This window comes from Cupriavidus sp. FW305-F7 (genome assembly GCF_058782875.1).
In genome coordinates, this window is sequence record NZ_JBYSYC010000011.1 from 135,423 (window position 1) to 158,005 (window position 22,583).

Below are 22,583 nucleotides of genomic sequence, written 5' to 3' on the forward strand. Positions count from 1 at the left end.
GGCGCAGGCCGAAGCACCCTGCGACGACCCCCGACGCCAATATCCACATCCCAGCATGACCGCCCAAGACCAGTCCCTCGCCAAAAGCTTCGAACCCGCCGCCATCGAGGCGAAATGGGGCCCCGAGTGGGAGAAGCGCGGCATCGCCCAGCCGACCTTCGACCCTGCCCGCCCGGACTTTGCGATCCAGCTGCCGCCGCCCAATGTGACCGGCACGCTGCATATGGGCCACGCGTTCAACCAGACCATCATGGATGGCCTGGCGCGCCATGCGCGCATGAGCGGCGCCAATACGCTGTGGGTGCCGGGCACCGACCACGCCGGCATCGCCACCCAGATCGTGGTGGAGCGCCAGCTCGAGTCGCAGGGCGTGTCGCGCCATGAGCTGGGTCGCGAGAAATTCACCGAGAAGGTCTGGGCCTGGAAGGAAGAGTCGGGCTCGACCATCACCCGCCAGGTGCGGCGCATGGGCGCTTCGATCGACTGGAGCCGCGAGTACTTCACGATGTCGCCCGAGATGTCGAAGGCGGTCACCGAAGCCTTCGTGCGTCTGCACGAACAGGGCCTGATCTACCGCGGCAAGCGCCTGGTCAACTGGGACCCGGTGCTGGGCACCGCGGTGTCGGACCTGGAGGTCGACAGCGTCGAGGAAGAAGGCTCGCTGTGGCATATCCACTATCCGCTGGTCGAGGCTGACACCAAGGGCGGCCTGACCCACCTGACCGTGGCCACCACCCGCCCCGAAACCATGCTGGGCGACGTGGCCGTGATGGTCCACCCGGAAGACGAGCGCTATGCGCACCTGATCGGCAAGTTCGTGCATCTGCCGCTGACCGAGCGCCAGATCCCGGTGATTGCCGACGAATACGTCGACCGCGAGTTCGGCACCGGCGTGGTCAAGGTGACCCCGGGCCATGACTTCAACGACTATGCGGTGGGCCAGCGCCACAACCTGCCGCAGCTGTCGATCCTGACGCTGGACGCGAAGATCGTTGCCGACGCCCCCGCCGCCTACGCCGGCCTGGACCGCTTCGACGCGCGCAAGGCCATCGTCGAGGACCTGGACAAGCGCGGCCTGCTGGCCGAGGTCAAGAAGCACAAGCTGATGACCCCGCGCAGCGAGCGCACCGGCAGCGCGATCGAGCCGATGCTGACCGACCAGTGGTTCGTCGCCATGAGCAAGCCGGCGCCGGAAGGCACCTTCTACCCGGGCCGCTCGATCGCCGAGGTGGCGCTGGAAGCCGTGCAGAGCGGCGAGATCAAGCTGGTGCCGGAAAACTGGATCAGCACCTACAACCAGTGGCTGGGAAATATCCAGGACTGGTGCATCTCGCGCCAGCTGTGGTGGGGCCACCAGATCCCGGCGTGGTACGACGATGCCGGCAACTGCTTTGTCGGCCGCACCGAAGACGAAGCGCTGGCCAAGGCAAGGGCCGCCGGCAGCACCGGCAGCCTGCGCCGCGAGGAAGACGTGCTCGACACCTGGTTCTCGTCGGCGCTGGTGCCGTTCTCCTCGCTGGGCTGGCCGGGAGAAACGCCCGAGATGCATCACTTCCTGCCGTCGTCGGTGCTGGTGACCGGCTACGACATCATCTTCTTCTGGGTGGCGCGCATGGTCATGATGACCAAGCACTTCATCGGCAAGGTGCCCTTCCATACCGTCTACGTGCACGGCCTGGTGCGCGATTCGGAAGGCAAGAAGATGAGCAAGTCCGAGGGCAACACGCTGGACCCGGTGGACCTGATCGACGGCATCGACCTCGACACGCTGCTGCAGAAGCGCACCACCGGCCTGCGCCGCCCCAAGGACGCGCCCAAGATCGAGAAGAAGACGAAAAAGGAATTCCCCGAGGGCATTCCCGCCTTCGGCGCCGACGCGCTGCGCTTCACCTTCGCGTCGCTGGCCACGCTGGGCCGCAACGTCAACTTCGATACCGGCCGCTGCGAGGGCTACCGCAACTTCTGCAACAAGCTGTGGAACGCGACCCGCTTCGTGCTGATGAACACCGAGGGCCATGACTGCGGCATGGGCCCGTGCAACCACGACTGCGGCCCGGACGGCTATCTGGATTTCTCGCAGGCCGACCGCTGGATCGTGTCGCTGCTGCAGCGCGTGGAAGCCGAGGTCGAGAAGGGCTTTGCCGAATACCGCTTCGACAATATCGCCAACGCGATCTACAAGTTCGTCTGGGACGAATACTGCGACTGGTACCTGGAGCTGGCCAAGGTGCAGATCCAGAACGGCACCGAGGCCCAACAGCGCGCCACGCGGCGCACTCTGCTGCGCGTGCTCGAGACCGTGCTGCGCCTGGCGCATCCGATCATCCCGTTCATCACCGAAGAGCTGTGGCAGAAGGTGGCCCCGCTGGCCGGCCGCGCCAAGGGTGATGGCTCCGAAACCATTGCGCTGCAGCCCTACCCGCTGCCGGCGGTCGCCAAGATCGACGAGCAAGCCGAGCAATGGGTTGCGCGCCTGAAGGAAGTGATCGATGCCTGCCGCAACCTGCGCGGCGAGATGAACATCTCGCCGGCCCAGCGCATCCCGCTCTATGCCGAGGGCGACAGCGCCTTCCTGAAGGCGGCTAGCGCACATATCCAGGCACTGGCGAAACTTTCCGAGGTGCGCGTCTTCGAAGATGAAGCTGCCCTGCAGGCTGAAGGCGCCGGCGCGCCGGTCGCCATTGCCGGGGGCAACCACCTGCTGCTGAAGATCGAGATCGATGCCGCCGCCGAGCGCGTGCGCCTGTCGAAGGAAGTCGAGCGAATCGGTGGCGAAATCGGCAAGTGCCGCGCCAAGCTGTCCAACGAGAGCTTTGTCGCCAAGGCACCGCCTGCCGTGGTGGCGCAAGAGACGCAGCGCCTGGCTGATTTCGAGCAGACGCTGGCCAAGCTGCAGGGCCAGCTGCAGCGGCTGCCGGCCTGACGGCACGGCGGCCGCATTCACGCCCCTGCCTGCCGGGGGTTCTGTCCGGCTTCGTCAGACAGAACCGGACAGACGGCGCCCGCAATGGCTGGCAGGGTTATGGACTGGAATCTGAGAGGTACACCTGATATGGAAAATCGCGTCACCAAGGCTGTGTTCCCGGTTGCGGGCCTGGGCACTCGCTTCCTGCCGGCCACCAAGGCCAGCCCCAAGGAAATGCTTCCGGTGGTGGACAAGCCGCTGATCCAGTACGCCGTGGAAGAAGCCATGGCCGCCGGCATTACCGAGATGATCTTTGTCACCGGCCGCTCCAAGCGCGCCATCGAGGACCATTTCGACAAGGCCTACGAGCTGGAAGTGGAGCTTGAGGCCAAGAACAAGCAGGCGCTGCTGGACGTGGTGCGCTCGATCAAGCCCGCCAACGTGGAGTGCTTCTATGTGCGCCAGCCCGAAGCGCTGGGCCTGGGCCATGCGGTGCTGTGCGCGGCCAAGCTGGTCGGCGACACCCCCTTCGCGGTGATGCTGGCCGATGACCTGATCGACGGCAACCCGCCGGTGATGAAGCAGATGGTGGATACCTTCAACCACTACAACTGCTCGGTGCTGGGCGTCGAGGAGATCACGCCGGAGCAAAGCCGCTCCTACGGCGTGATCGACGGCCGCGAGTGGGATGCGGACGTGATCAAGGTCTCGGGCATCATCGAGAAGCCGGCACCGGAAGATGCCCCGTCCAACCTGGGCGTGGTTGGCCGCTACATCCTGACCCCGCGCATCTTCGAACACCTGCGTGACCTGAAGCCGGGCGCCGGCGGCGAGCTGCAGCTGACCGACGCGATCCAGTCGCTGCTGGGTCAGGAGCAGGTGCTGGCCTACCGCTACCAGGGCCGCCGCTATGACTGCGGCAGCAAGCTGGGCTACTTGAAGGCGACCGTTGAATTTGCCTTGAAGCACCCGGAAGTCGGGGCTGACTTCAGCGCCTACCTGGAATCGCGCGAGCACCTGACCGGCATCGGCAGCTGATCGCGCTGGCCCTGCAAACAAGGAAAAAGCCGCTTTCGAGCGGCTTTTTCCTTGTGCAGTCCCGCCAGGTGCGGGAGCCGTATGCCGGTCAGCGGCGGCGCATGTAGAACACAAACACCTTGTCCACTTCCGAGTGCGACAGCAGCTCATTGCCGGTCTGCTTGGCAAAGGCCTGGAAATCGCGCGTGGCGCCGGGATCGGTGGCCAGCACCTTGAGCACGTCGCCGCTGGCCATGTCGGCCAGGGCCTTCTTGGTGCGCAGGATCGGCAGCGGGCAGTTCAGGCCGCGCGCATCCACTTCTTTCTGGAACTCCATTCGTCTCTTCCTTCGATTCTGGGGGCTGGGCGGCTGGCCGGAGGCCAGCCTCACCACCGGTATTGTAGCGAACCCCCGACCAGGCTGAAGTCGTGCGGGCGGCGCGGGTCGGGAATGTCGGCGCCGGTCTGGCGGTCGAAGAAGCGCACCGGATAGCCGCGCGCGGCCAGCCAGTCGGCCACCGCGAAGCCGGTGCCGGCCGACCAGACGCGCACATCCTCCGGCGCCACCAGCTTGTAGTCGGCCAGCTCCTCGGACAGCGCCACGGTGCCGGTCGCCTTGACGTGGTAGGCGATGATCAGCTCGTTCTTGCGCATGAACTCGTAGACGCCGATCAGCGACACCGACTCGGTATCGAGGTTGGTCTCTTCCTTCAGTTCGCGCGCCACGCCCAGCTCGGGCGGCTCGTCGCGCTCCAGGAAGCCCGTCACCAGCGCGAACATGGTCTCCGGCCAGGCGGCATTGCGCGCCAGCAGCAGCTTGTCCTGATACTCCACCACCGCCGCCAGCACCGGCAGCGGGTTGTTCCAGTGCACGAAGCCACAGTCCTGCTGCACGCAGGCGTGGCGTTCGCGCCCGGACAGCGGCAGCACCTCCAGCGGCGCGCCGCACTGCGGGCAGAATCGGTATTGCATTTGGGGGCTCCTGAAGGGGTCTCGTCGTTATAGGTATGGGATGCCGGTCAGGCGCCGCACGCCGTGCGCATATCGGTGGCCAGCGCCTCAACCGTCTGCGGCTGCAGGTCCCATGAACACATGAAACGGCAGCCGCCAGCGCCGATAAAGGTATAGAAGCGCCAGCCCCTGGCGCGCAGCGCCTCGATCGCGGGCAGCGGCAGCTCGGCGAAAACGGCGTTGGACTGCGTCGGGAACATGATGCGAACGCCCGGAATATCGCTGATGCGCTGCTGCAGCAACTGCGCCATCGCATTGGCATGGCGCGCGTTGGCGAGCCATACGTCGTTCTCGAGCAAACCCAGCCACGGCGCGGAGATAAAGCGCATCTTCGACGCCAGCTGCCCGGCCTGCTTGACGCGGTAGGCAAAGTCCTCGGCCAGGCGGCGGTCGAAGAACACCACCGCCTCACCCACCGGCAGGCCGTTCTTGGTGCCGCCGAAGCACAGCACGTCGACGCCGGCGCGCCAGGTGATCTCGGACGGATGCACGCCCAGCGACGCCACCGCATTGGCAAAGCGCGCGCCATCCATATGCACGCGCAGCTGGCGGCGCTTGGCGATGGCGGCGATCGCGCGCACCTCTTCCACGCTGTAGACGGTGCCAACTTCAGTCGACTGCGTCAGCGACACCACCTTGGGCTTGGGGTAATGGATATCGGAGCGGCGCGTGACCAGCGCCTCGACCGCGTCCGGCGTGAGCTTCCCGTCGGCGCCGGGCGCGGTCAGCAGCTTGGAGCCGTTGGAGAAGAACTCCGGGCCGCCGCATTCATCGGTCTCGATATGCGCCAGCTCGTGGCAGATCACCGAGTGGTACGACTGGCACAGCGCCGACAGCGCCAGCGAGTTGGCCGCTGTGCCGTTGAACACGAAGAATACTTCGCAATCGGTCTGGAACAGCTCGCGGATACGGTCGCAGACCTTCTGCGTCCAGGTATCGTCGCCATAGGCCTGTTCGTGGCCGCTCGCGTTGGCTTCCAGGAAATACTTGAGCGATTCGGGGCAGAAGCCGGCGTAGTTGTCAGAGGCGAAGTGCTGCATGGTGTTCAGTGTGGGGCTGCGTGGAACCTTACTTCACTTCTTGTCGGCCCAAAGCTCGCCGCCGGTGGCCCAGTTCTCGCGCTTGATGTCGGTGATGATGATGTCGACGGCCGAGGCCGAGCAGCCCAGGGTTTCGCAGCTGACGCGGGTCACTTCCTCGACAAACTTGCGCTTCTGCTCGATGGTACGGCCCTCAAACATTTCGACGTGGAAAGTCGGCATGCAATGCTCCTTTGATGAATGTGGTTGAGTCGCGGCGGGAAACCAGTCCCGCTCAGTCCCGGTATGAAGGATCGATTCTATCCAGTTTGCGCAGCAGCGCGGGCCACTCCATCACGCCTTCGACGGCGCCGTTGTCGTAGAGCTGCTCAGAGGTCTTGTCCGCCACGGCCGCGCCGGGCTGCACCAGCGCACCGCCCGCCTGCGCGGCAATCTGGACCTCGCAGGCCTTGATCAGCGTCGCCATCAGCACATAGGCCTCGGCCACGGTGCGGCCCACCGTCAGCGTGCCGTGGTTGCGCAACAGCATGGCCGGATGCGCACCCAGCGATGCGGTCAGCCGCGCGCCTTCGGCCGGGGTGAAGGCCAGGCCCTCGTAGTCGTGATAGGCCATGCGGCCGTGGAAGCGCATCGCATGTTGCGACAGCGGCAACAGCCCGGCGGCCTGTGCCGATACGGCAATGCCGGCGGTGTTATGCAGGTGCATCACGCACATCGCGTCGGCGCGTGCCGCATGCACCGCGGCGTGCAGCGCAAAGCCGGTCACATTGACCGGATGCACGGTCTCGCCGACGACCTCGCCGCGGCCATTGATCTTGACCAGGTCGCTGGCGCGGATCTCGTCGAAGGCAAAACCGAAGGGATTGATCAGGAAGTGGCCGGGCTCGCCCGGCACCGTGGCGGAGATATGGGTGTAGATCAGGTCATCCCAGCCCTCGCGCGCGGCCAGGCGGTAGGCGGCGGCAAGGTCGACGCGCACGCGCTGTTCTTCGGCGGAAACGGGCTGGATGGGGGCACCCGCGGCACGCGCGGGCTGCAAGGCAAAAGACATGGGGTCGCTCCTGCGCCGCCCGGTCTCGCGTGCCGGGTACGGCCCCGGCCTTCTGTGCCGCGCCACGGGCTGCGCGCTGGGCGCGGCAGCCGCTCGCGTGGCGCGCCTGGCGGCAAAGGCAATACTTTAGCGCACCTTGCCGATCAGCTCCGGGCGGTCCCCGCCGGCCAGGCGCGGCGCATCCAGGCGAACACCAGCGCGCCGAGCAGCAGCGCCGCCGCCGCGCACGCCAGTGAACTGGCGAAGCCCCCGGTGCGTGCCACCAGCGCGGTCGCCAGCGGCGGCCCGGCGATCTGGCCCAAGCCGTAGGATGCCGTCATCAGGCCCATCAGCCGCGCCGCGTGCGGCCCCCACAGGCGCCGCGCCTCGCGCATCGCAAAGGCCACCAGCGCGGTGAACGGCAGCCCCGCCAGCAGGCTGCTCAGGGCAAAGCCGGCCACGGTGGGGAACACCACCGCGATCGCCACGCCCAGCGCCTGCATGCCGTACAGCAGCGTCAGCAGCTTGCGGTTGTCGTGCGCCATGCCGACCCGCGTGGCCAGGAACGCGCCCACCGCCACGCCCGCGCCGAAGATTGGCCAGAACAGGTCGGCCCAGACCGTGCCGGGCAGCGCCTCGCGCGCAATCACCGGCAGGAAGGTCGCGGTGATGATGTAGCCGAAGCCGGCCAGGCCGTAGGCAAAGGTCAGCGCCCAGGTCTGGGCATCGAGCCGCGCGGCGGCGGTATCGGCTGCCGCCTGGGACGGTGCAGCCGCTGCCGCCACCGCAGGCTCCGCGACGAAGATCCGCCAGACCGCCGCCACCAGCACCACCGCCAGCGCCGTGAAGGCGAGCCAGCCGTAGTCCGCGTTCCAGCCCGCGCCCACCATGCCGGATGCACCGAGCCCGGTGACGACAATGCCCAGCCCCGGCCCGCAGAAAATCAGCCCGGCGAGTTCCGGCTTGCCCAGTTCGGCCAGCCGCTGCAGGCACCAGCCCGAGGTGTAGACCAGCACCACTGCGCTGGCCACGCCTGCGGCGGCGCGCCACAGCGACCAGGCCGGCATGCCGCCCGGCAGGGCCATGCCCAGCGTCAGCAGCACCGTTGCGACCAGGCCCCAGCGCACCATGCGCACCGCGTCGGGCCGGATGAACATGCACACGGCGGCGCCGGCGAAGTAGCCAATGTAGTTGACCGTGGCCAGCCAGCCGCCCTGATGCAGCGTGACGGTGCCGTCATGCAGCATCATCGGCAGCAGCGGCGTGAAGGCAAAGCGGCCGATGCCCATCACCACCGCCAGCGACACCAAGCCGGCCATGGCTACCGCCACCGCGCCGGCTTCGCGCCGTGCCGACGCCCGGGTGGCCAGGCGCGCAGCGGCGGGGTGTTCAGGGTCGAGGCTGTGGGGGTTCGGCATGGCTGGGGCTGGCGGGGGCAGCGGTTGCATTGCGATGCCTGTATGCTACGCTGGCTTTATCATCCCCAAAAATGAATTATCAAGATGCCATGCATCTTGATAAGAGATGGATAGCCTCAGGAGTCCCGCATGGACCTTGCCGCCCTCGAAATCTTCCGCGCCGTCGTCGAAGCCGGCGGCATCACCCGTGCGGCCGAGCGGCTGCACCGGGTGCAGTCCAATGTCACCACGCGCATCCGCCAGCTGGAGCAATCGCTTGGGGTCGACCTGTTCGTGCGCGACGGCCGGCGCATGGTGCTGACGCCATCTGGGCAGACCCTGTTCGACTATGCCTGCCGCATCCTCAGCATGACCGAAGAGGCACGCCAGGCCGTGCTGCCGGCGCGGCCGCACGGCCGGCTGCGCATTGCCTCGATGGAGAGCACCGCCGCCAGCCGCCTGCCCAATGTGCTGGCCGCGTACCACCAGGCCTGGCCCGACGTGCAGCTGGAGCTGGTGACGCTGGCCACGCGCCAGGCGCTGGATGCGCTGGCACGCTTCGAGGTGGAATGCGCCTTTGTCGCCGAGCCACTGACCGACCCGGGGCTGAGCGCGGTCCCGGTGTTCGAGGAAGAGCTGGTGGTGATCACGCGCGATCGCCATCGCCCGGTACACACCGCGGCCGACCTGGAGGTGCCGACGCTGCTGGCGTTCGAGCCCGGCTGCAACTACCGCGCCCGGCTGGAGAACTGGTATGTGATCGGCGATGCGCCGACGCCGCGCGTGCTGCAACTGAGCTCGTACCATGCCATCGTCGCCTGCGTGGCAGCCGGCATCGGTGCGGCGATCGTGCCCCGCTCGGTGCTGGGGCTGTACCGCGACCTGCCCGCCATCCGCCAGCACAGCCTGGGCGCGGCCGGCCGCGTGCGCACGCTGCTGGCCTGGCATCCGTCCATGGCCAGCGCGGCCCTGCATGCGCTGATCGACACCCTCACCACCGAATCACCCGGCCCCTCGGCCAGGCCCGACCTGGCGGCGGCCTGAGCGCCTGGCGCGGGGGCCCGAGGCAGCCCGCGTGCAAGATGTGCCCGGTGGCCTACACTTGAAGTGGCGCCATCACGGCACCTCGCGTGCCCCGCCCCCCTCATGAAACCTGCCACCGCGCTGCTGCGGGTCCTTCGGCCGATGTCCGGCCGGCTGCTGGCCGGCCTGGCCATGGTGTGCGCCGCGCTCGCCGCCCTCGCCGGTCCAGGCGCCCGTGCGGGACCGCCCTCCGGCGCCTCGGCGCCCGCCGCCACGGTCACGACCACGGCAACCGCGCCGGTCTACGTGATTCCGCTCAAGGGTGCGGTCAGCCCCGCCAGCGCCAGCTTTATCCTGCGCAGCATGGAACGCGCGCGCGCGGGCGGCGCTCAGCTGGTGGTGCTGGAAATGGACACCCCGGGCGGGCTGGACGCGTCGATGCGCGAGATCATCCAGGCCATCCTGGCCTCGCCGGTGCCGGTGGCCAGCTATGTCTATCCCGGCGGCGCGCGCGCGGCCAGCGCCGGCACCTACATCCTCTACGCCAGCCATATCGCGGCGATGGCGCCGGGCACCAACCTGGGCGCGGCCACCCCGGTGCAGGTCGGCATTGGCGGGCCGCAGAAGCCCGAGGCCCTGCCTGGCGCCAAGCCCGCCTCGGCCCCCGCCAGCGAGCCCGCAGCGGGCGACACCATGGCGCGCAAGCAGATGCACGACGCCTCGGCCTATATCCGCGGCCTGGCGCAGCTGCGCGGACGCAACGCTGAATGGGCTGAGCGCGCCGTGCGCGAGTCGGTCAGCCTGTCCGCTGACGAGGCCCTGGCCCAGCGCGTGGTCGACCTGGTCGCCCCCGACCTGCCCGCGCTGTTGCGCCAGGTTGAAGGCCGCACGATCACCGCTGCCGGCGGCAAGGCCAGCGTGCTGCGCACTGCCAATGCGCCGGTGGTGACGCTGGAACCCGACTGGCGCAACCGCTTCCTGGCCGTGATCACCGAGCCCAGCGTGGCGCTGCTGCTGATGATGATCGGCATCTACGGCCTGATCTTCGAGTTCTCCACGCCGGGCATGGTGGTGCCCGGCGTGGCCGGTGCGATCTGCCTGCTGGTGGCGCTGTTCGCGCTGCATATGCTGCCCGTGAACTACGCCGGGCTGGCGCTGGTGGCGCTGGGCATCGGCTGCATGGTGGCGGAGCTGTTCCTGCCGACTTTCGGCGCATTGGGCGTGGGCGGCATCATCGCCTTCGCCTTTGGCGCGGTGATGCTGATCGAAACCGACGTGCCGGGCTTCGGCGTGCCGCTGCCGATGGTGGCGGCCATGTCGGCATTGTCCGCGATCTTTGTGTTTGGCATGTCGGCGATGCTGGTGCGCGCGCGCAAGCGCCCGGTGGTCAGCGGCGCCGAGGCGCTGGTCGGCATGCGGGGCGAAGTGCTGGACGACCTGCGCGAAGAAGGCTGGGCCTCGGTGCGCGGCGAGACCTGGCGCGTGCACAGCGCCAGCCCTTTGCCGCGCGGCACGCCGGTGGTTGTCACCGCGCGCAACGGCCTGGTGCTTGAAGTCATCGCGGCCGGCAACGCCCCCCTTGCTCCGCCCCCCCCATCCCAACCGACGCCAGACAAGGGAGCCTGACCATGGCCTACGGATTCAGCTTCGGCGGTGTGATCTTCCTGCTGGCACTGCTGGTGATCACCTCGTTCCGCGTGCTGCGCGAATACGAACGCGGCGTGGTGTTCATGCTCGGACGCTTCTGGCGAGTCAAGGGCCCGGGCCTGGTGCTGCTGATCCCCGCCGTGCAGCAGATGGTCAGGGTGGATCTGCGCACGGTGGTAATGGACGTGCCGCCGCAGGACGTGATTTCGCGCGACAACGTCTCGGTGAAGGTCAATGCGGTGGTGTACTTCCGCGTGGTCGATCCGGAGCGCGCCATCATCCAGGTGGCGAACTTCCTGGAAGCCACCAGCCAACTGGCGCAGACCACGCTGCGCTCGGTGCTGGGCAAGCACGAACTGGACGAGATGCTGGCGGAGCGCGAGAAGCTGAATCTGGACATCCAGCAGGCGCTGGACGCCCAGACCGACGGCTGGGGCATCAAGGTCTCGAACGTCGAGATCAAGCATGTCGACCTGAACGAAACCATGATCCGCGCGATTGCGCGGCAGGCCGAGGCCGAACGCGAGCGGCGCGCCAAGGTGATCCATGCCGAGGGCGAACTGCAGGCTTCGGTGAAGCTGCTTGAAGCGGCCCAGATGCTGGCGCGCGAACCGCAGGCCATGCAACTGCGCTACCTGCAGACGCTGACACAGATTGCCGGGGACAAGAGCTCTACCATCGTCTTCCCGCTGCCGATCGACATTCTCAACCGGCTCGCCGGCAAGCCGCCCGGCGACGAGCGCCCATAGAAAATGGCGCCGAAGCGCCATTAGCAGTTGCCGGGCCTGAGAGGGTCGCCCCCCTCAGCCAGTCAGATCTTGCCCGCCACCCACTCGCTGACACCTGCCAGCGCCTGCGGCAGCTTGGCCGGCTCGGTGCCGCCAGCCTGTGCCATGTCGGGACGGCCACCACCCTTGCCGCCCACCTGCTGGGCGACAAAGTTGACCAGCTCGCCAGCCTTGACCTTGCCCGTGGCATCGGCCGTGACGCCAGCGATCAGGCTGACCTTGCCGTCGGACACCGCACCCAGCACAATGGCCGCGCTCTGCAGCTTGTCCTTGAGCTTGTCCATGGTCTCGCGCAGGGTCTTGACGTCGGCGCCGTCCAGTTGCGCGGCCAGCACCTTCAGGCCCTTGATGTCGACCGCCTGCGCGGCCAGCTCGTCGCCCTGCGAGGCGGCCAGCTTGCTCTTCAGGCGTTCCAGCTCCTTCTCCAGCGCGCGCACCTGGTCCTGCACCTGGCCGATGCGCGGCACCAGCTCGGACGGCTGGGCCTTCAGCACGGCGGCGGCTTCGTTCAGCCTGGCATCCAGGCCCTGCAGGTAGTGCAGCGCGTTGTCGCCGGTAATGGCTTCGACGCGGCGGATGCCGGCGGCAACGCCGCCTTCCACCACGATCTTGAACAGGCCGATATCGCCGGTGCGGTGCACGTGGGTGCCGCCGCACAGTTCCTTCGAGGTGCCGATCGACAGCACGCGCACGTCGTCGGCATACTTCTCGCCGAACAGTGCCATCGCGCCGCTCTTGACCGCGTCGTCGAACGGCATGATCTCGGCGTGCGTGTCGTCGTTGCGCAGGATCTCGGCGTTGACAATCTCTTCCACGCGGCGGATCTGCTCGTCGGTCAGCGCCGCGTTGTGTGAGAAGTCGAAGCGGGTCTTGTCCGCATCCACCAGCGAGCCCTTCTGCTGCACGTGGCTGCCCAGCACTTCACGCAGGGCCTTGTGCATCAGGTGGGTGGCCGAGTGGTTGCGCACGGTGCGCGCACGGCGCTGCGCGTCGACCTGGGCCGACACGGCGTCGCCCACCTTGAGCGCGCCGCTTTGCAGCGTGCCCTGGTGGCCAAACACGTCGGCCTGGATCTTGGTCGTGTCAGCCACGGTGAAGACAGCATTGCCTGCCTTCAGCACGCCCTGGTCACCGGCCTGGCCGCCGGATTCGGCGTAGAACGGGGTGTTGTCGAGCACTACCACGCCAGTCTGGCCCGGCTGCATGGCGTCGACCGCGGCGCCGTCCACATATAGCGCGGTGACCTTGGCCTGCGGCAGTTCCAGCTTCTCGTAGCCGTGGAACACGGTCTTGTCGCCGGTGTACTCCAGGCCGGCGGCCATCTTGAACTTGCCGGCGGCGCGCGCCTGCTCGCGCTGGCGGTTCATGGCCGCGTCGAAGGCGGCCTCGTCCACGCCGATTTCCTGCTCGCGGCACACGTCCTGCGTCAGGTCCAGCGGGAAGCCGAAGGTGTCGTGCAGCTTGAATGCGAGTTCGCCGTCCAGCGTCTTGCCACCCTTGAGCTTCAGGTCGGCCAGCGCGGCGTCCAGGATCGACATGCCGTTCTCGATGGTCTCGAAGAAGCGCTCTTCCTCGGCCTTCAGCACTTCGGTCACGCGCGACTGCGCCTCGGCCAGCTCGGGATAGGCCTGGCCCATCTGCTCGACCAGATCGGCCACCATCTTGTGGAAGAACGGGGTCTTCTGGCCCAGCTTGTAGCCGTGGCGGATGGCGCGGCGGATGATCCGGCGCAGCACGTAGCCGCGGCCTTCGTTGCCGGGGATCACGCCATCGACGATCAGGAACGAGCACGCGCGGATATGGTCGGCAATGACCTTGAGCGAGTTCTGGTTCAGGTTGTCGATATGCGTTTCACGCGCGGCGGCCTTGATCAGTGCCTGGAACAGGTCGATCTCATAGTTGCTGTGCACGTGCTGCAGCACCGCGGCAATGCGCTCCAGGCCCATGCCGGTGTCCACGCACGGCTTGGGCAGTGGCGTCATGTTGCCCTGCTCGTCACGGTTGAACTGCATGAACACCAGGTTCCAGACCTCGATGTAGCGGTCGCCGTCTTCCTCGGGCGATCCGGGGGGGCCGCCCCACACGTCCGGGCCGTGGTCGTAGAAGATCTCCGAGCACGGGCCGCACGGGCCGGTGTCGGCCATCTGCCAGAAATTGTCCGACGCGTAGCGCGCGCCTTTGTTGTCGCCGATGCGCACGATGCGCTCGGCCGGCACGCCCACTTCCTTGGCCCAGATGTCGTAGGCCTCGTCGTCTTCCGCGTAGACCGTCACCCACAGCTTTTCAGCCGGCAGCTGGTAGGTCTTGGTCAGCAGTTCCCACGCGTACAGGATGGCATCGCGCTTGAAGTAGTCGCCAAACGAGAAGTTGCCCAGCATCTCGAAGAACGTATGGTGGCGCGCGGTGTAGCCCACGTTCTCCAGGTCATTGTGCTTGCCGCCGGCGCGCACCGAGCGCTGCGCCGACGTGGCGCGGGTGTACGGGCGCTTGTCGGTGCCCAGGAACACGTCCTTGAACTGCACCATGCCGGAGTTGGTGAACAGCAGCGTCGGGTCGTTCGCCGGCACCAGGCTGGACGAGCGGACCACGGTATGGCCCTTCGATTCGAAGAACTGCAGGAACTTGCTGCGAATGTCTGAGACTTTCATGGGATGGCGGACGCTTGCCCTGGCGTGGCCGGGCGCGACGAATCAGTATGGGATTTGCAAACCGTTGATTATACGGGCAAGGCAGCCTGCCGGGCACGCCAGGCATGGCGCCGCGGAGCCGGCCGGCTATCGCCCAAATCCCATCGCCGAAAGAGCCCCCTAAAGCACTCAAAGCCGCACCGGCGATTTGCCGGTGGTACAGTGCAGCCAACCCGCGCCGGCCTCTGTTTGCAGGGGCGCGCCGACCTCGCGCTGTTCCGACCGATCCCCCGCCTTACCCACTGCACTGACTACCGCCATGGGAGCTTTAAGCCATCTCCGCGTCCTCGACCTGACCCGCGTTCTCGCCGGGCCGTGGTGCGCCCAGAACCTTGCCGATTTCGGCGCCGACGTGATCAAGATCGAGCGCCCCGGCGCCGGCGACGACACCCGCACCTGGGGCCCGCCCTGGCTCAAGGACGAGGACGGCCGCGACACCGCCGAAGCCGCCTACTACCTGGCCGCCAACCGCAACAAGCGCTCGGTGACCTGTGACATCAGCACGCCGGAAGGCCAGCAGATCGTGCGCGAGCTGGCGGCGCAGAGCGATGTGGTGCTGGAGAACTACAAGGTCGGCCAGCTCAGGAAGTACGGCCTGGACTACGAGACGCTCAGGCAGGTCAAACCCGACCTGATCTACTGCTCGGTCACCGGCTTCGGCCAGACCGGCCCGTACGCCGCACGCCCCGGCTACGACTTCATCATCCAGGGCATGGGCGGCTTCATGAGCCTGACCGGCGAGCGCGACGACCTGCCTGGCGGCGGCCCGCAGAAGGCCGGCGTGGCCATTTCCGACCTGATGACCGGCCAGTACGCCACCATCGCCGTGCTGGCGGCGCTGGCGCACCGCGACCGCACCGGCGAGGGCCAGTACATCGACATGGCGCTGCTGGACGTGCAGGTGGCGATGCTGGCCAACATGAACACCAACTACCTGGCCAGCGGCGAGGCGCCGCGCCGCTGGGGCAATGCGCACCCCAATATCGTCCCCTACCAGACCTTCCAGGCCGCCGATGGCTGGATCATCGTGGCGGTGGGCAACGACGGGCAGTTCCGCAAGTTCGTCACCGACGGCGGCAAGCCCGAGCTGGCCGACGACCCGCGCTTTGCCACCAACCCGCAGCGCGTGGCCAACCGCGACGTGCTGGTGCCAATCCTGGCCGAGATGGTGCGCCCGCGCACCCGCGCCCAATGGATCCGCGACCTGGAGGCCGCCGGCGTGCCGTGCGGCCCGATCAACACCCTCGACGACGTGTTCGAGGACGACCAGGTCAAGGCGCGCGGCCTGCGCGTGGACCTGCCCCACCCCAGCGCCGGCGAGGTCAAGCTGGTGGGCAGCCCGATCAAGATGAGCGCCACGCCGCCGCAGGCGCTGCGCCACCCGCCGCTTCTGGGCGAGCACACCGACACGGTGCTGGCCGACACGCTGGGCTACAGCCCTGAGCAGATCGAAGCACTGCGTGCAAAGGGTGTGCTGTAAGATTCTCCTCCTGCCGGCGGCCAGCCCTGGTGTCCTGGCCTGCCGCCGGTGCCTTCCCGAAGCAGTTCAGTCCCCACTGAAGCAAAGGCAAAGGAGAATCCATGCTGACCGACGCCATACTGGCTTTCCTGCATTTCCTTGCGATCTTCGTCCTGATCACCCTGATGGCTGCCGAGGCGGTGGTGTTGCGCCCGGAAATCACGCCGGCCGCGGTGCGGCGCCTGTCGCTGTACGACCTGTTCTATTTCCTGTCGGCGATGGTGGTGCTGGGCACCGGCCTGCTGCGCCTGTTCTACGGCGCCAAGGGCGTTGACTTCTACCTGCACAACCCGTGGTTCCACGCCAAGGTGGGTGTGTTCGTGCTGATCGCGCTGTGCTCGCTGCCGCCGACCTTTGCCATCGCGCGCTGGCGCAAGCAGGCGCGCCGGCTGCTGGATTACGTGCCGCCGCCGTCCGAGCTGAAGGCCGCCCGCCGCTGGGTGATGATCGAAGCCCACCTGCTGATCCTGCTGCCGCTGTGCGCGGTCATGATGGCGCGGGGCATCGGCGCCAGATAAATATTCCAATCCCCCTGAAGTCCGAGACATGCTGAAGAAACTGCTTGCCGCCGCGCTGACCGCGGCCCTGCTGCCCGCCGCCGCCGTGGCGGCCACCAATGCCTACCCGACCAAGCCGGTCCGCTTCGTGGTGCCCTACCCCGCCGGCGGCCCGCTCGACACCGTCGCGCGCGCCATCGGCGAGAAGCTGCGCGACAGCCTGGGCCAGCCGGTGGTGGTCGAGAACAAGCCCGGCGCGGGCGGCAACCTGGGCGCGGACTACGTCGCCAAGCAGCCGGCCGACGGCTACACCATCGTCATGGGCGCGGTGGCCACGCACGCCATCAACCCGACGCTGTTCAGCAAGATGCCGTACGACCCCGTCAAGGACTTCGCGCCGATCACGCTGGTGGCCGACGTGCCTAACGTGCTGGTGATGCACCCGGGCAAGGCCGCCGAGCTGCACATCAACAACCTGCGCGACCTGGTCGCGTACGCGCGCAAGAACCCGGGCAAGCTGGACTACGCCTCGGGCGGCAACGGCAGCGCCGGCCACCTGTCGGGCGAGCTGTTCAAGAGCATGGCGAAGATCAGCATGGTCCATATCCCGTACAACGGCGCGTCGCCGGCGCAGCTGTCGGTGCTGTCGGGCCAGACCGACCTGATCTTCGACAACCTGGCTTCGGCCTCGGCCAATATCAAGGCGGGCAAGCTGAAGGCCTTTGCGGTCACCACTGCCAGCCGCGCCGCGGCCTTCCCGGAACTGCCGACCATTGCGGAAGCCGGCAAGGGGCTGGGCCTGGAAGGCTTCGACATCTCAACGTGGTTCGGCGTGTTCGCGCCGGCCAACACCCCGCGCGAGATCGTCGAGCGGCTTAACCATGAGATCGTGGCAATCTTGAAGACCGACGAGATGAAGGCACGCCTGGCCCGCATCGGCGCACAGCCGGCACCGACCACACCCGAGCAGTTCGCGGCGCTGATCCAGCGCGAACTGAAGAAATACGCGCAGATCGTGAAGGTGTCCGGGGCGAAGGTGGACTAGCGAAAAAGGCGGCCATGGCCGCCTTTCTTGTTCCTACTCCGCTTCGGCGCCCTCGCCACTGCGCGCGCCGCCATCCTTTTTCCGCCGCGGCCATAGCCGCCCGCCCGAATCCCCCTCCAGCCGCGGCAGCAACAGCCCCACCTGCAGGATTTGCGCGCCCTCCATGCGCGTCACCGTCAGCGGCAGGCCGGCGATCTCGACGCTGTCGCCCTCCACCGGCGGCGAGGTGAACGCTCGTAGCATGGCAGCCTCCAGCGTCAGCGGCGCTTCTTGCGGCGTCAGCGCGCGCGTGCCGTACAGCACCGCCACATCGCGCAGCAGCGCATCGCCCGACAACAGGAAATCATGCGAGGCCTGCTCCCAGGTGGGCGCGCGGCCCAGCGCCTGGAACAGCGCCGACAGCATCGGCAGGGTCGTCACCGGCGCCAGCACCGAGACGCTGTCGCCGGCGCGCAGCACGGTCTGGTCCAGCGCCGCCAGCGCATCGTCGCGCGCCACCGTCAGCAGCCGGCAGCGCGGCGGCAGCTCCAGCTGGTCGGCGCGCACGTTCTCCACCGGCGCATTGGGCCCCACCTCGAACTGCATCACCTCCAGGATCGGCGCGCGCGTGCCGCGCAGGCGCGAACGCGCCAGCGGCTCGGGGTAGCCGGGGCGCCGCACCCGCGCCAGGCGCGCGGCCACCGACACCGTGGTGCCCTGGAACAGCAGGCTGGCCAGCACCACGGCAAAGGCGATGCGGAACAGCAGCCCCGCTTGCGGCACCTCGCGCAGCAGCGGAAACAGCGCCAGTACGATCGGCACCGCGCCGCGCAGGCCCATCCAGGCGATAAAGCCGGTCTCGCGCGCATTGAAGCGGAACGGCAGCAGCGCCAGCCACACCGCCACCGGCCGCGCCACCAGCATCAGGAAGGCCGCCACGGCCACGGCCGGGCCGGCCACCTCCCAGATCCGGTGCGGCGCCACCAGCAGGCCCAGCAGCAGGAACATGGCCGACTGCGCCAGCCAGGCCATGCCGTCCATGGCGCGCATGGTGTCCGACGTCACCGCGCGCTCGCGGTTGCCGATCAGCATGCCGGTCAGGTACACCGCCAGGAAACCGCTGCCGCCGGCGCTCTGCACGAGCGCGAACACCATCGCGCCGCCCGAGCACAGCAGGATCGCCTGCAGCCCTTCGGCCACGCGGATGCGCTCCAGCACGCGGGCCAGGCAATAGCCGAGCGCCAGGCCGAGCAGCCCGCCCACGCCGAACTGCACCAGCAGCCGCGTGACCAGGCCCAGCGGCGTCAGACCGTCAGGCGCGGTCAGCCATTCGATCAGTGTCAGGGTCAGGAAGATCGCCATCGGGTCGTTGATGCCCGACTCGATCTCGAGCACGCTCGCCACCCGGTCCTTCAGCCGGATGCCGCTGCTATTGAGCATCGAGAACACCGCGGCCGCGTCGGTCGAGCCGACGATGGCACCAAGCAGCAGCCCGAGCCGCCAGTCGATGCCCAGCAGCCACGCGGCGAACACGCCGACCAGCGCTGCCGTCACCAGCACCCCCACGGTCGCCAGCGACAGCGAAGGCTTCAGCGCCACCCTGAAGGTAGCAAAGCGCGTGCGCAGCCCGCCATCGAGCAGGATCACCGCCAGCGCCAGGTTGCCGACCAGGAAGCTGAGCCAGGTGTCGGAGAAGCGGATGCCGCCCGGGCCGTCCACGCCGGCCAGCATGCCCACGGCCAGGAAGACCAGCAGGAACGGCACGCCCAGGCGTGCCGAAAAGGCGCCCAGCACGATGCCCAGCGACATCACGACGGCGCCGATCAGGATGACGTGGTCGATGCTCTCCAAACCGCTCCTTGCGTTGCATTGTGGTCCCGTTGCGGAACCTTTCAGCCAGTCTTCGGCCGTGCGGCGGAAGAACGCCCCGGATGATAGCGCAGCGGCCCCGCCACAGCCGGGCGCTTTGGCCGCCAGGCCGCCTCCAGCCTGGCTCGGCAGTGCTTTTAAGCGCTAATTCACTAGGGGATACCCTCAGCATGACCCTGTTTGCAGACATCTGAAAGGTAGCTGAAAGGTCGTCCCCTTAACTTCCACCCTGCCCGCGGGAGGGCCCCGCCCACGGCCTGCATTCATGCAGTGCAGCAAGGGACCCGCCACAGATTTCATGTGTCTTATCGAGGAGATTCACTTTGCGCATACGTAGCCAAAAGGACTTCGCCTCCGGCCTGCTGTTTATTCTGGTCGGATTCGGCTTTTCCTGGGTCGCACGCGGCTATTCCATGGGAACCGCCGCAAAAATGGGACCGGGATACTTCCCGTTCTGGCTTGGCATTGTGCTCGCCCTGCTGGGCGCGCTGGTGCTGTGGGGTTCGCTGTCTTCCAAGATGGAAGAAGACAACCTCGCCCGCTGGGACATCAAGACGCTGCTGTGGATCCTCGGTTCGGTGGTGCTGTTCGGCCTGCTGCTCAAGCCGCTGGGCATGGTGCTGTCGGTGCTGGTGCTGGTGCTGGTGTCGTCGATGGCCAGCCACGAGTTCAGCTGGAAGGGCGCCATCCTCAACTCGATCATCCTGGTGCTGATCAGCCTGGGCGCGTTCGTGTACGGCATCAACCTGCAGATGCCGGTGTGGCCGGCTTTCCTGGCAAGCTAAGGAGGCCGCCAACATGGAACTACTCGCCAACCTGGGTCTGGGCTTTTCCACCGCCCTGACCTTCCAGAACCTCGCGTACGCCTTCCTGGGCTGCGTGCTGGGTACCCTGATCGGCGTGCTGCCGGGCCTGGGGCCGCTGGCCACCATCGCCATGCTGCTGCCGGTGACCTACACGCTGCCGCCGGTGGCCGCGCTGATCATGCTGGCCGGTATCTACTACGGCGCCCAGTACGGCGGCTCGACCACCGCCATCCTGGTGAACCTGCCTGGTGAATCGTCCTCGGTGGTGACAACCATCGATGGTTACCAGATGGCAAGACGAGGGCGAGCGGGGGTGGCGCTAGCGACAGCGGGCCTAGGCTCGTTCTTCGCCGGCTGCGTGGCCACCCTGATCCTCGCCGCCTTTGCCGCGCCGCTGTCGGAACTGGCCTTCAAGTTCGGCCCCGCCGAATACTTCTCGCTGATGGTGCTGGGCCTGATCGGCGCCGTGGTGCTGGCTTCGGGTTCGCTGGTCAAGGCCATCGCCATGATCGTGCTGGGCCTGCTGCTGGGCCTGGTCGGTACCGACGTGAACTCGGGCGCCGCGCGCTTCTCGTTCGACGTGCCTGAACTGACCGACGGCCTGAACTTCGTCTCGGTGGCAATGGGTGTGTTCGGCTTCGCGGAAATCATCGCGAACCTGGAGCAGAAGGAACATCGCGAAACCTTCACCGACCACATCACCAACCTGTTCCCGACCAAGGAAGACTTCAAGCGCATGATCCCGGCCGTGCTGCGCGGCACGATACTGGGTTCGGCACTGGGTATCCTGCCCGGCGGCGGTGCGGCGCTCGCTTCGTTTGCAGCCTACTCGCTGGAAAAGAAGACCTCGAAGTACTCGCATGAATTCGGCAAGGGTGCGATCGAAGGCGTGGCGGGTCCGGAATCGGCCAACAACGCCGCGGCACAGACTTCGTTCATCCCGCTGCTGACGCTGGGCATTCCGCCCAATGCCGTGATGGCGCTGATGGTCGGTGCGATGACCATCCACAACATCCAGCCCGGTCCGCAGGTGATGACCAGCAACCCGGCGCTGTTCTGGGGCCTGATCGCTTCGATGTGGATCGGCAACTTCATGCTGATCGTGCTGAACCTGCCGCTGATCGGCATCTGGGTAAAGCTGCTGAAGGTGCCTTACCGCTACCTGTACCCGGCCATCCTGACGTTCTGCTGCATCGGCGTGTACTCGGTCCAGAACACCACCTTCGACGTGTTCCAGACCGCGGCCTTCGGCGTGATCGGCTACCTGTTCATCAAGCTCAAGTGCGAACCCGCGCCGCTGCTGCTCGGCTTCGTGCTGGGGCCGATGATGGAAGAGAACTTCCGCCGTTCGCTGCTGCTGTCGCGCGGTGACTTCAGCGTGTTCGTGACCCGTCCGCTGTCGCTTGGTCTGCTGATCGCGGCTGCGGTGCTGGTGCTGGTCGTGGCAATGCCGTCGATCAAGTCCAAGCGCGAGGAAGCGTTCCAGGAAGAATAAGCAGGGAATATCGTCAGCCCCAGGGCTGGCGGCACAACACACTAAGGGCACCGCAAGGTGCCCTTTTTTTGTGCTTGCCGACTACGTTATGGCTGGTTCCGCCCCACCGCCACCCGCCCCCCGACAACCTATATTGATAGGACTCGGACAACGGTCGCGCTGCGCGCGTCGGAGGTTGAAATCATGACCATGTCTACCACGCTGGCGAGATGCCTGAGCAAGAAGCAGAGCCAGTTCGACACCGTTCGGCACCCCTACAGCCTCAGCAGCATGGCCACTGCGCAGGCCGCACACATTCCCGGAGACCGATTGGCCAAGACCGTCCTGCTGGAAGACGGCAGCGGCTACGTCGCAGTCGTGATTCCTTCGACTCACCACCTGAAACTGTCGGAGATCTGCGAGCAGACCGGCCGCAAGCTGTCGCTGGCGCATGAGGATGGCGTGCGCGAAGTGTTCCGCGACTGCGACCACGGCGCGATCCCGCCGGTTGGCATGGCGTACGGCACGCAGACCTGGCTCGACGACAGCCTGCTGACGCACCCCGACGTCTACTTCGAGGCGGGCGACCACCAGGAACTGGTGCACATGAGCACCGGGCAGTTCCTCGACCTGATGGCCGACGCGCGGCGCGGGCATTTTGCGCACAGGATGATGTAGACCGGGCATGCCTTGGCAGGCCACGCGGCCGGCGCTTGCCGGCCGCTTTTCTTTGCGTTGGCGATCGCTTCGCCAAGCCGCTCACGCGCGGATGGCAAAAAGCTGCCGCCGCCGGCCACGCTGACCGGCGAAGAATCTTCGCTCACCTCGCGGACCCGGCCCCGTCAGGGC

19 protein-coding genes are annotated in these 22,583 nt (G+C 67.2%); 11 read left to right on the top strand and 8 right to left on the bottom strand.

Features of this window, described 5'->3' with window-relative positions; genetic code table 11:
• Positions 1-55 precede the first annotated feature (55 nt).
• Together AC3WL8_RS13015 and galU are read left to right on the top strand one after the other, a co-directional pair.
• Positions 56-2,923, top strand: coding sequence for a valine--tRNA ligase (locus AC3WL8_RS13015; protein ID WP_013957549.1), 2,868 nt, complete (start codon positions 56-58; stop codon positions 2,921-2,923).
• A 129-nt stretch (positions 2,924-3,052) separates the two neighbouring features.
• Positions 3,053-3,943: a UTP--glucose-1-phosphate uridylyltransferase GalU gene (galU, locus tag AC3WL8_RS13020; protein WP_013957550.1), complete on the top strand. Its 891-nt coding sequence runs from the start codon at positions 3,053-3,055 to the stop codon at positions 3,941-3,943.
• An 88-nt stretch (positions 3,944-4,031) separates the two neighbouring features.
• Here galU and AC3WL8_RS13025 read toward each other — a convergent pair whose 3' ends face one another.
• The 6 genes from AC3WL8_RS13025 to AC3WL8_RS13050 all read right to left on the bottom strand — a co-directional run bounded on the left by AC3WL8_RS13025 (position 4,032) and on the right by AC3WL8_RS13050 (position 8,421).
• On the bottom strand, positions 4,032-4,259 hold the full coding sequence (locus AC3WL8_RS13025) for a sulfurtransferase TusA family protein (RefSeq protein WP_010813669.1): 228 nt from the start codon (positions 4,257-4,259) through the stop codon (positions 4,032-4,034).
• A gap of 50 nt (positions 4,260-4,309) precedes the next feature.
• Positions 4,310-4,894, bottom strand: a complete 585-nt coding sequence (locus AC3WL8_RS13030; RefSeq protein ID WP_013957551.1) for an NUDIX domain-containing protein — start codon at positions 4,892-4,894, stop codon at positions 4,310-4,312.
• Between the two features lie 47 nt (positions 4,895-4,941).
• Positions 4,942-5,973, bottom strand: a complete 1,032-nt coding sequence (locus tag AC3WL8_RS13035; RefSeq protein WP_013957552.1) for a threonine aldolase family protein — start codon at positions 5,971-5,973, stop codon at positions 4,942-4,944.
• Between the two features lie 33 nt (positions 5,974-6,006).
• On the bottom strand, positions 6,007-6,195 hold the full coding sequence (locus tag AC3WL8_RS13040; RefSeq protein WP_010813672.1) for a 4-oxalocrotonate tautomerase: 189 nt from the start codon (positions 6,193-6,195) through the stop codon (positions 6,007-6,009).
• A 52-nt stretch (positions 6,196-6,247) separates the two neighbouring features.
• On the bottom strand, positions 6,248-7,024 hold the full coding sequence (locus AC3WL8_RS13045) for a class II aldolase/adducin family protein (protein ID WP_211980036.1): 777 nt from the start codon (positions 7,022-7,024) through the stop codon (positions 6,248-6,250).
• A gap of 143 nt (positions 7,025-7,167) precedes the next feature.
• The gene (locus AC3WL8_RS13050) at positions 7,168-8,421 is read right to left on the bottom strand and encodes a YbfB/YjiJ family MFS transporter (RefSeq protein WP_013957554.1); all 1,254 of its coding nucleotides are present in this window, start codon (positions 8,419-8,421) and stop codon (positions 7,168-7,170) included.
• Positions 8,422-8,550: 129 nt separating this feature from the next.
• Between AC3WL8_RS13050 and AC3WL8_RS13055 the strand changes: the two genes are divergently transcribed.
• The 3 genes from AC3WL8_RS13055 (at position 8,551) to AC3WL8_RS13065 (ending at position 11,819) form a co-directional block, all read left to right on the top strand.
• The gene (locus AC3WL8_RS13055; RefSeq protein WP_211980038.1) at positions 8,551-9,444 is read left to right on the top strand and encodes a LysR family transcriptional regulator; all 894 of its coding nucleotides are present in this window, start codon (positions 8,551-8,553) and stop codon (positions 9,442-9,444) included.
• 102 nt (positions 9,445-9,546) lie between these two features.
• Positions 9,547-11,049, top strand: a complete 1,503-nt coding sequence (locus AC3WL8_RS13060; protein ID WP_492378344.1) for an NfeD family protein — start codon at positions 9,547-9,549, stop codon at positions 11,047-11,049.
• A gap of 2 nt (positions 11,050-11,051) precedes the next feature.
• A complete protein-coding gene (locus AC3WL8_RS13065; protein WP_013957557.1) occupies positions 11,052-11,819 on the top strand; it encodes a slipin family protein in 768 nt (255 codons plus the stop codon).
• A 62-nt stretch (positions 11,820-11,881) separates the two neighbouring features.
• On the opposite strand, the gene alaS is transcribed toward AC3WL8_RS13065, so the two are convergent.
• Positions 11,882-14,506 carry an alanine--tRNA ligase gene (gene alaS / locus AC3WL8_RS13070; protein ID WP_013957558.1) on the bottom strand — a complete coding sequence of 875 codons (2,625 nt, stop codon included), beginning with the start codon at positions 14,504-14,506 and terminating at the stop codon, positions 11,882-11,884.
• A 298-nt stretch (positions 14,507-14,804) separates the two neighbouring features.
• Between alaS and AC3WL8_RS13075 the strand changes: the two genes are divergently transcribed.
• The 3 genes from AC3WL8_RS13075 to AC3WL8_RS13085 all read left to right on the top strand — a co-directional run bounded on the left by AC3WL8_RS13075 (position 14,805) and on the right by AC3WL8_RS13085 (position 17,606).
• On the top strand, positions 14,805-16,025 hold the full coding sequence (locus tag AC3WL8_RS13075) for a CaiB/BaiF CoA transferase family protein (RefSeq protein ID WP_013957559.1): 1,221 nt from the start codon (positions 14,805-14,807) through the stop codon (positions 16,023-16,025).
• Between the two features lie 101 nt (positions 16,026-16,126).
• Positions 16,127-16,582 (top strand): DUF2214 family protein, encoded by a 456-nt coding sequence (locus tag AC3WL8_RS13080; protein ID WP_211980040.1) that lies wholly within the window; start codon positions 16,127-16,129, stop codon positions 16,580-16,582.
• 28 nt (positions 16,583-16,610) lie between these two features.
• Positions 16,611-17,606 (top strand): tripartite tricarboxylate transporter substrate binding protein, encoded by a 996-nt coding sequence (locus AC3WL8_RS13085; protein WP_013957561.1) that lies wholly within the window; start codon positions 16,611-16,613, stop codon positions 17,604-17,606.
• 33 nt (positions 17,607-17,639) lie between these two features.
• Here AC3WL8_RS13085 and AC3WL8_RS13090 read toward each other — a convergent pair whose 3' ends face one another.
• Complete coding sequence (locus tag AC3WL8_RS13090) at positions 17,640-19,436, bottom strand: potassium/proton antiporter (protein WP_013957562.1); 1,797 nt, start codon at positions 19,434-19,436, stop codon at positions 17,640-17,642.
• 341 nt (positions 19,437-19,777) lie between these two features.
• Between AC3WL8_RS13090 and AC3WL8_RS13095 the strand changes: the two genes are divergently transcribed.
• The 3 genes from AC3WL8_RS13095 to AC3WL8_RS13105 all read left to right on the top strand — a co-directional run bounded on the left by AC3WL8_RS13095 (position 19,778) and on the right by AC3WL8_RS13105 (position 22,412).
• A complete protein-coding gene (locus AC3WL8_RS13095; RefSeq protein WP_013957563.1) occupies positions 19,778-20,239 on the top strand; it encodes a tripartite tricarboxylate transporter TctB family protein in 462 nt (153 codons plus the stop codon).
• A gap of 13 nt (positions 20,240-20,252) precedes the next feature.
• Positions 20,253-21,755 carry a tripartite tricarboxylate transporter permease gene (locus AC3WL8_RS13100; protein WP_013957564.1) on the top strand — a complete coding sequence of 501 codons (1,503 nt, stop codon included), beginning with the start codon at positions 20,253-20,255 and terminating at the stop codon, positions 21,753-21,755.
• Between the two features lie 183 nt (positions 21,756-21,938).
• Positions 21,939-22,412, top strand: coding sequence for an aminoacyl-tRNA deacylase (locus tag AC3WL8_RS13105; protein WP_013957565.1), 474 nt, complete (start codon positions 21,939-21,941; stop codon positions 22,410-22,412).
• Positions 22,413-22,583 lie beyond the last annotated feature (171 nt).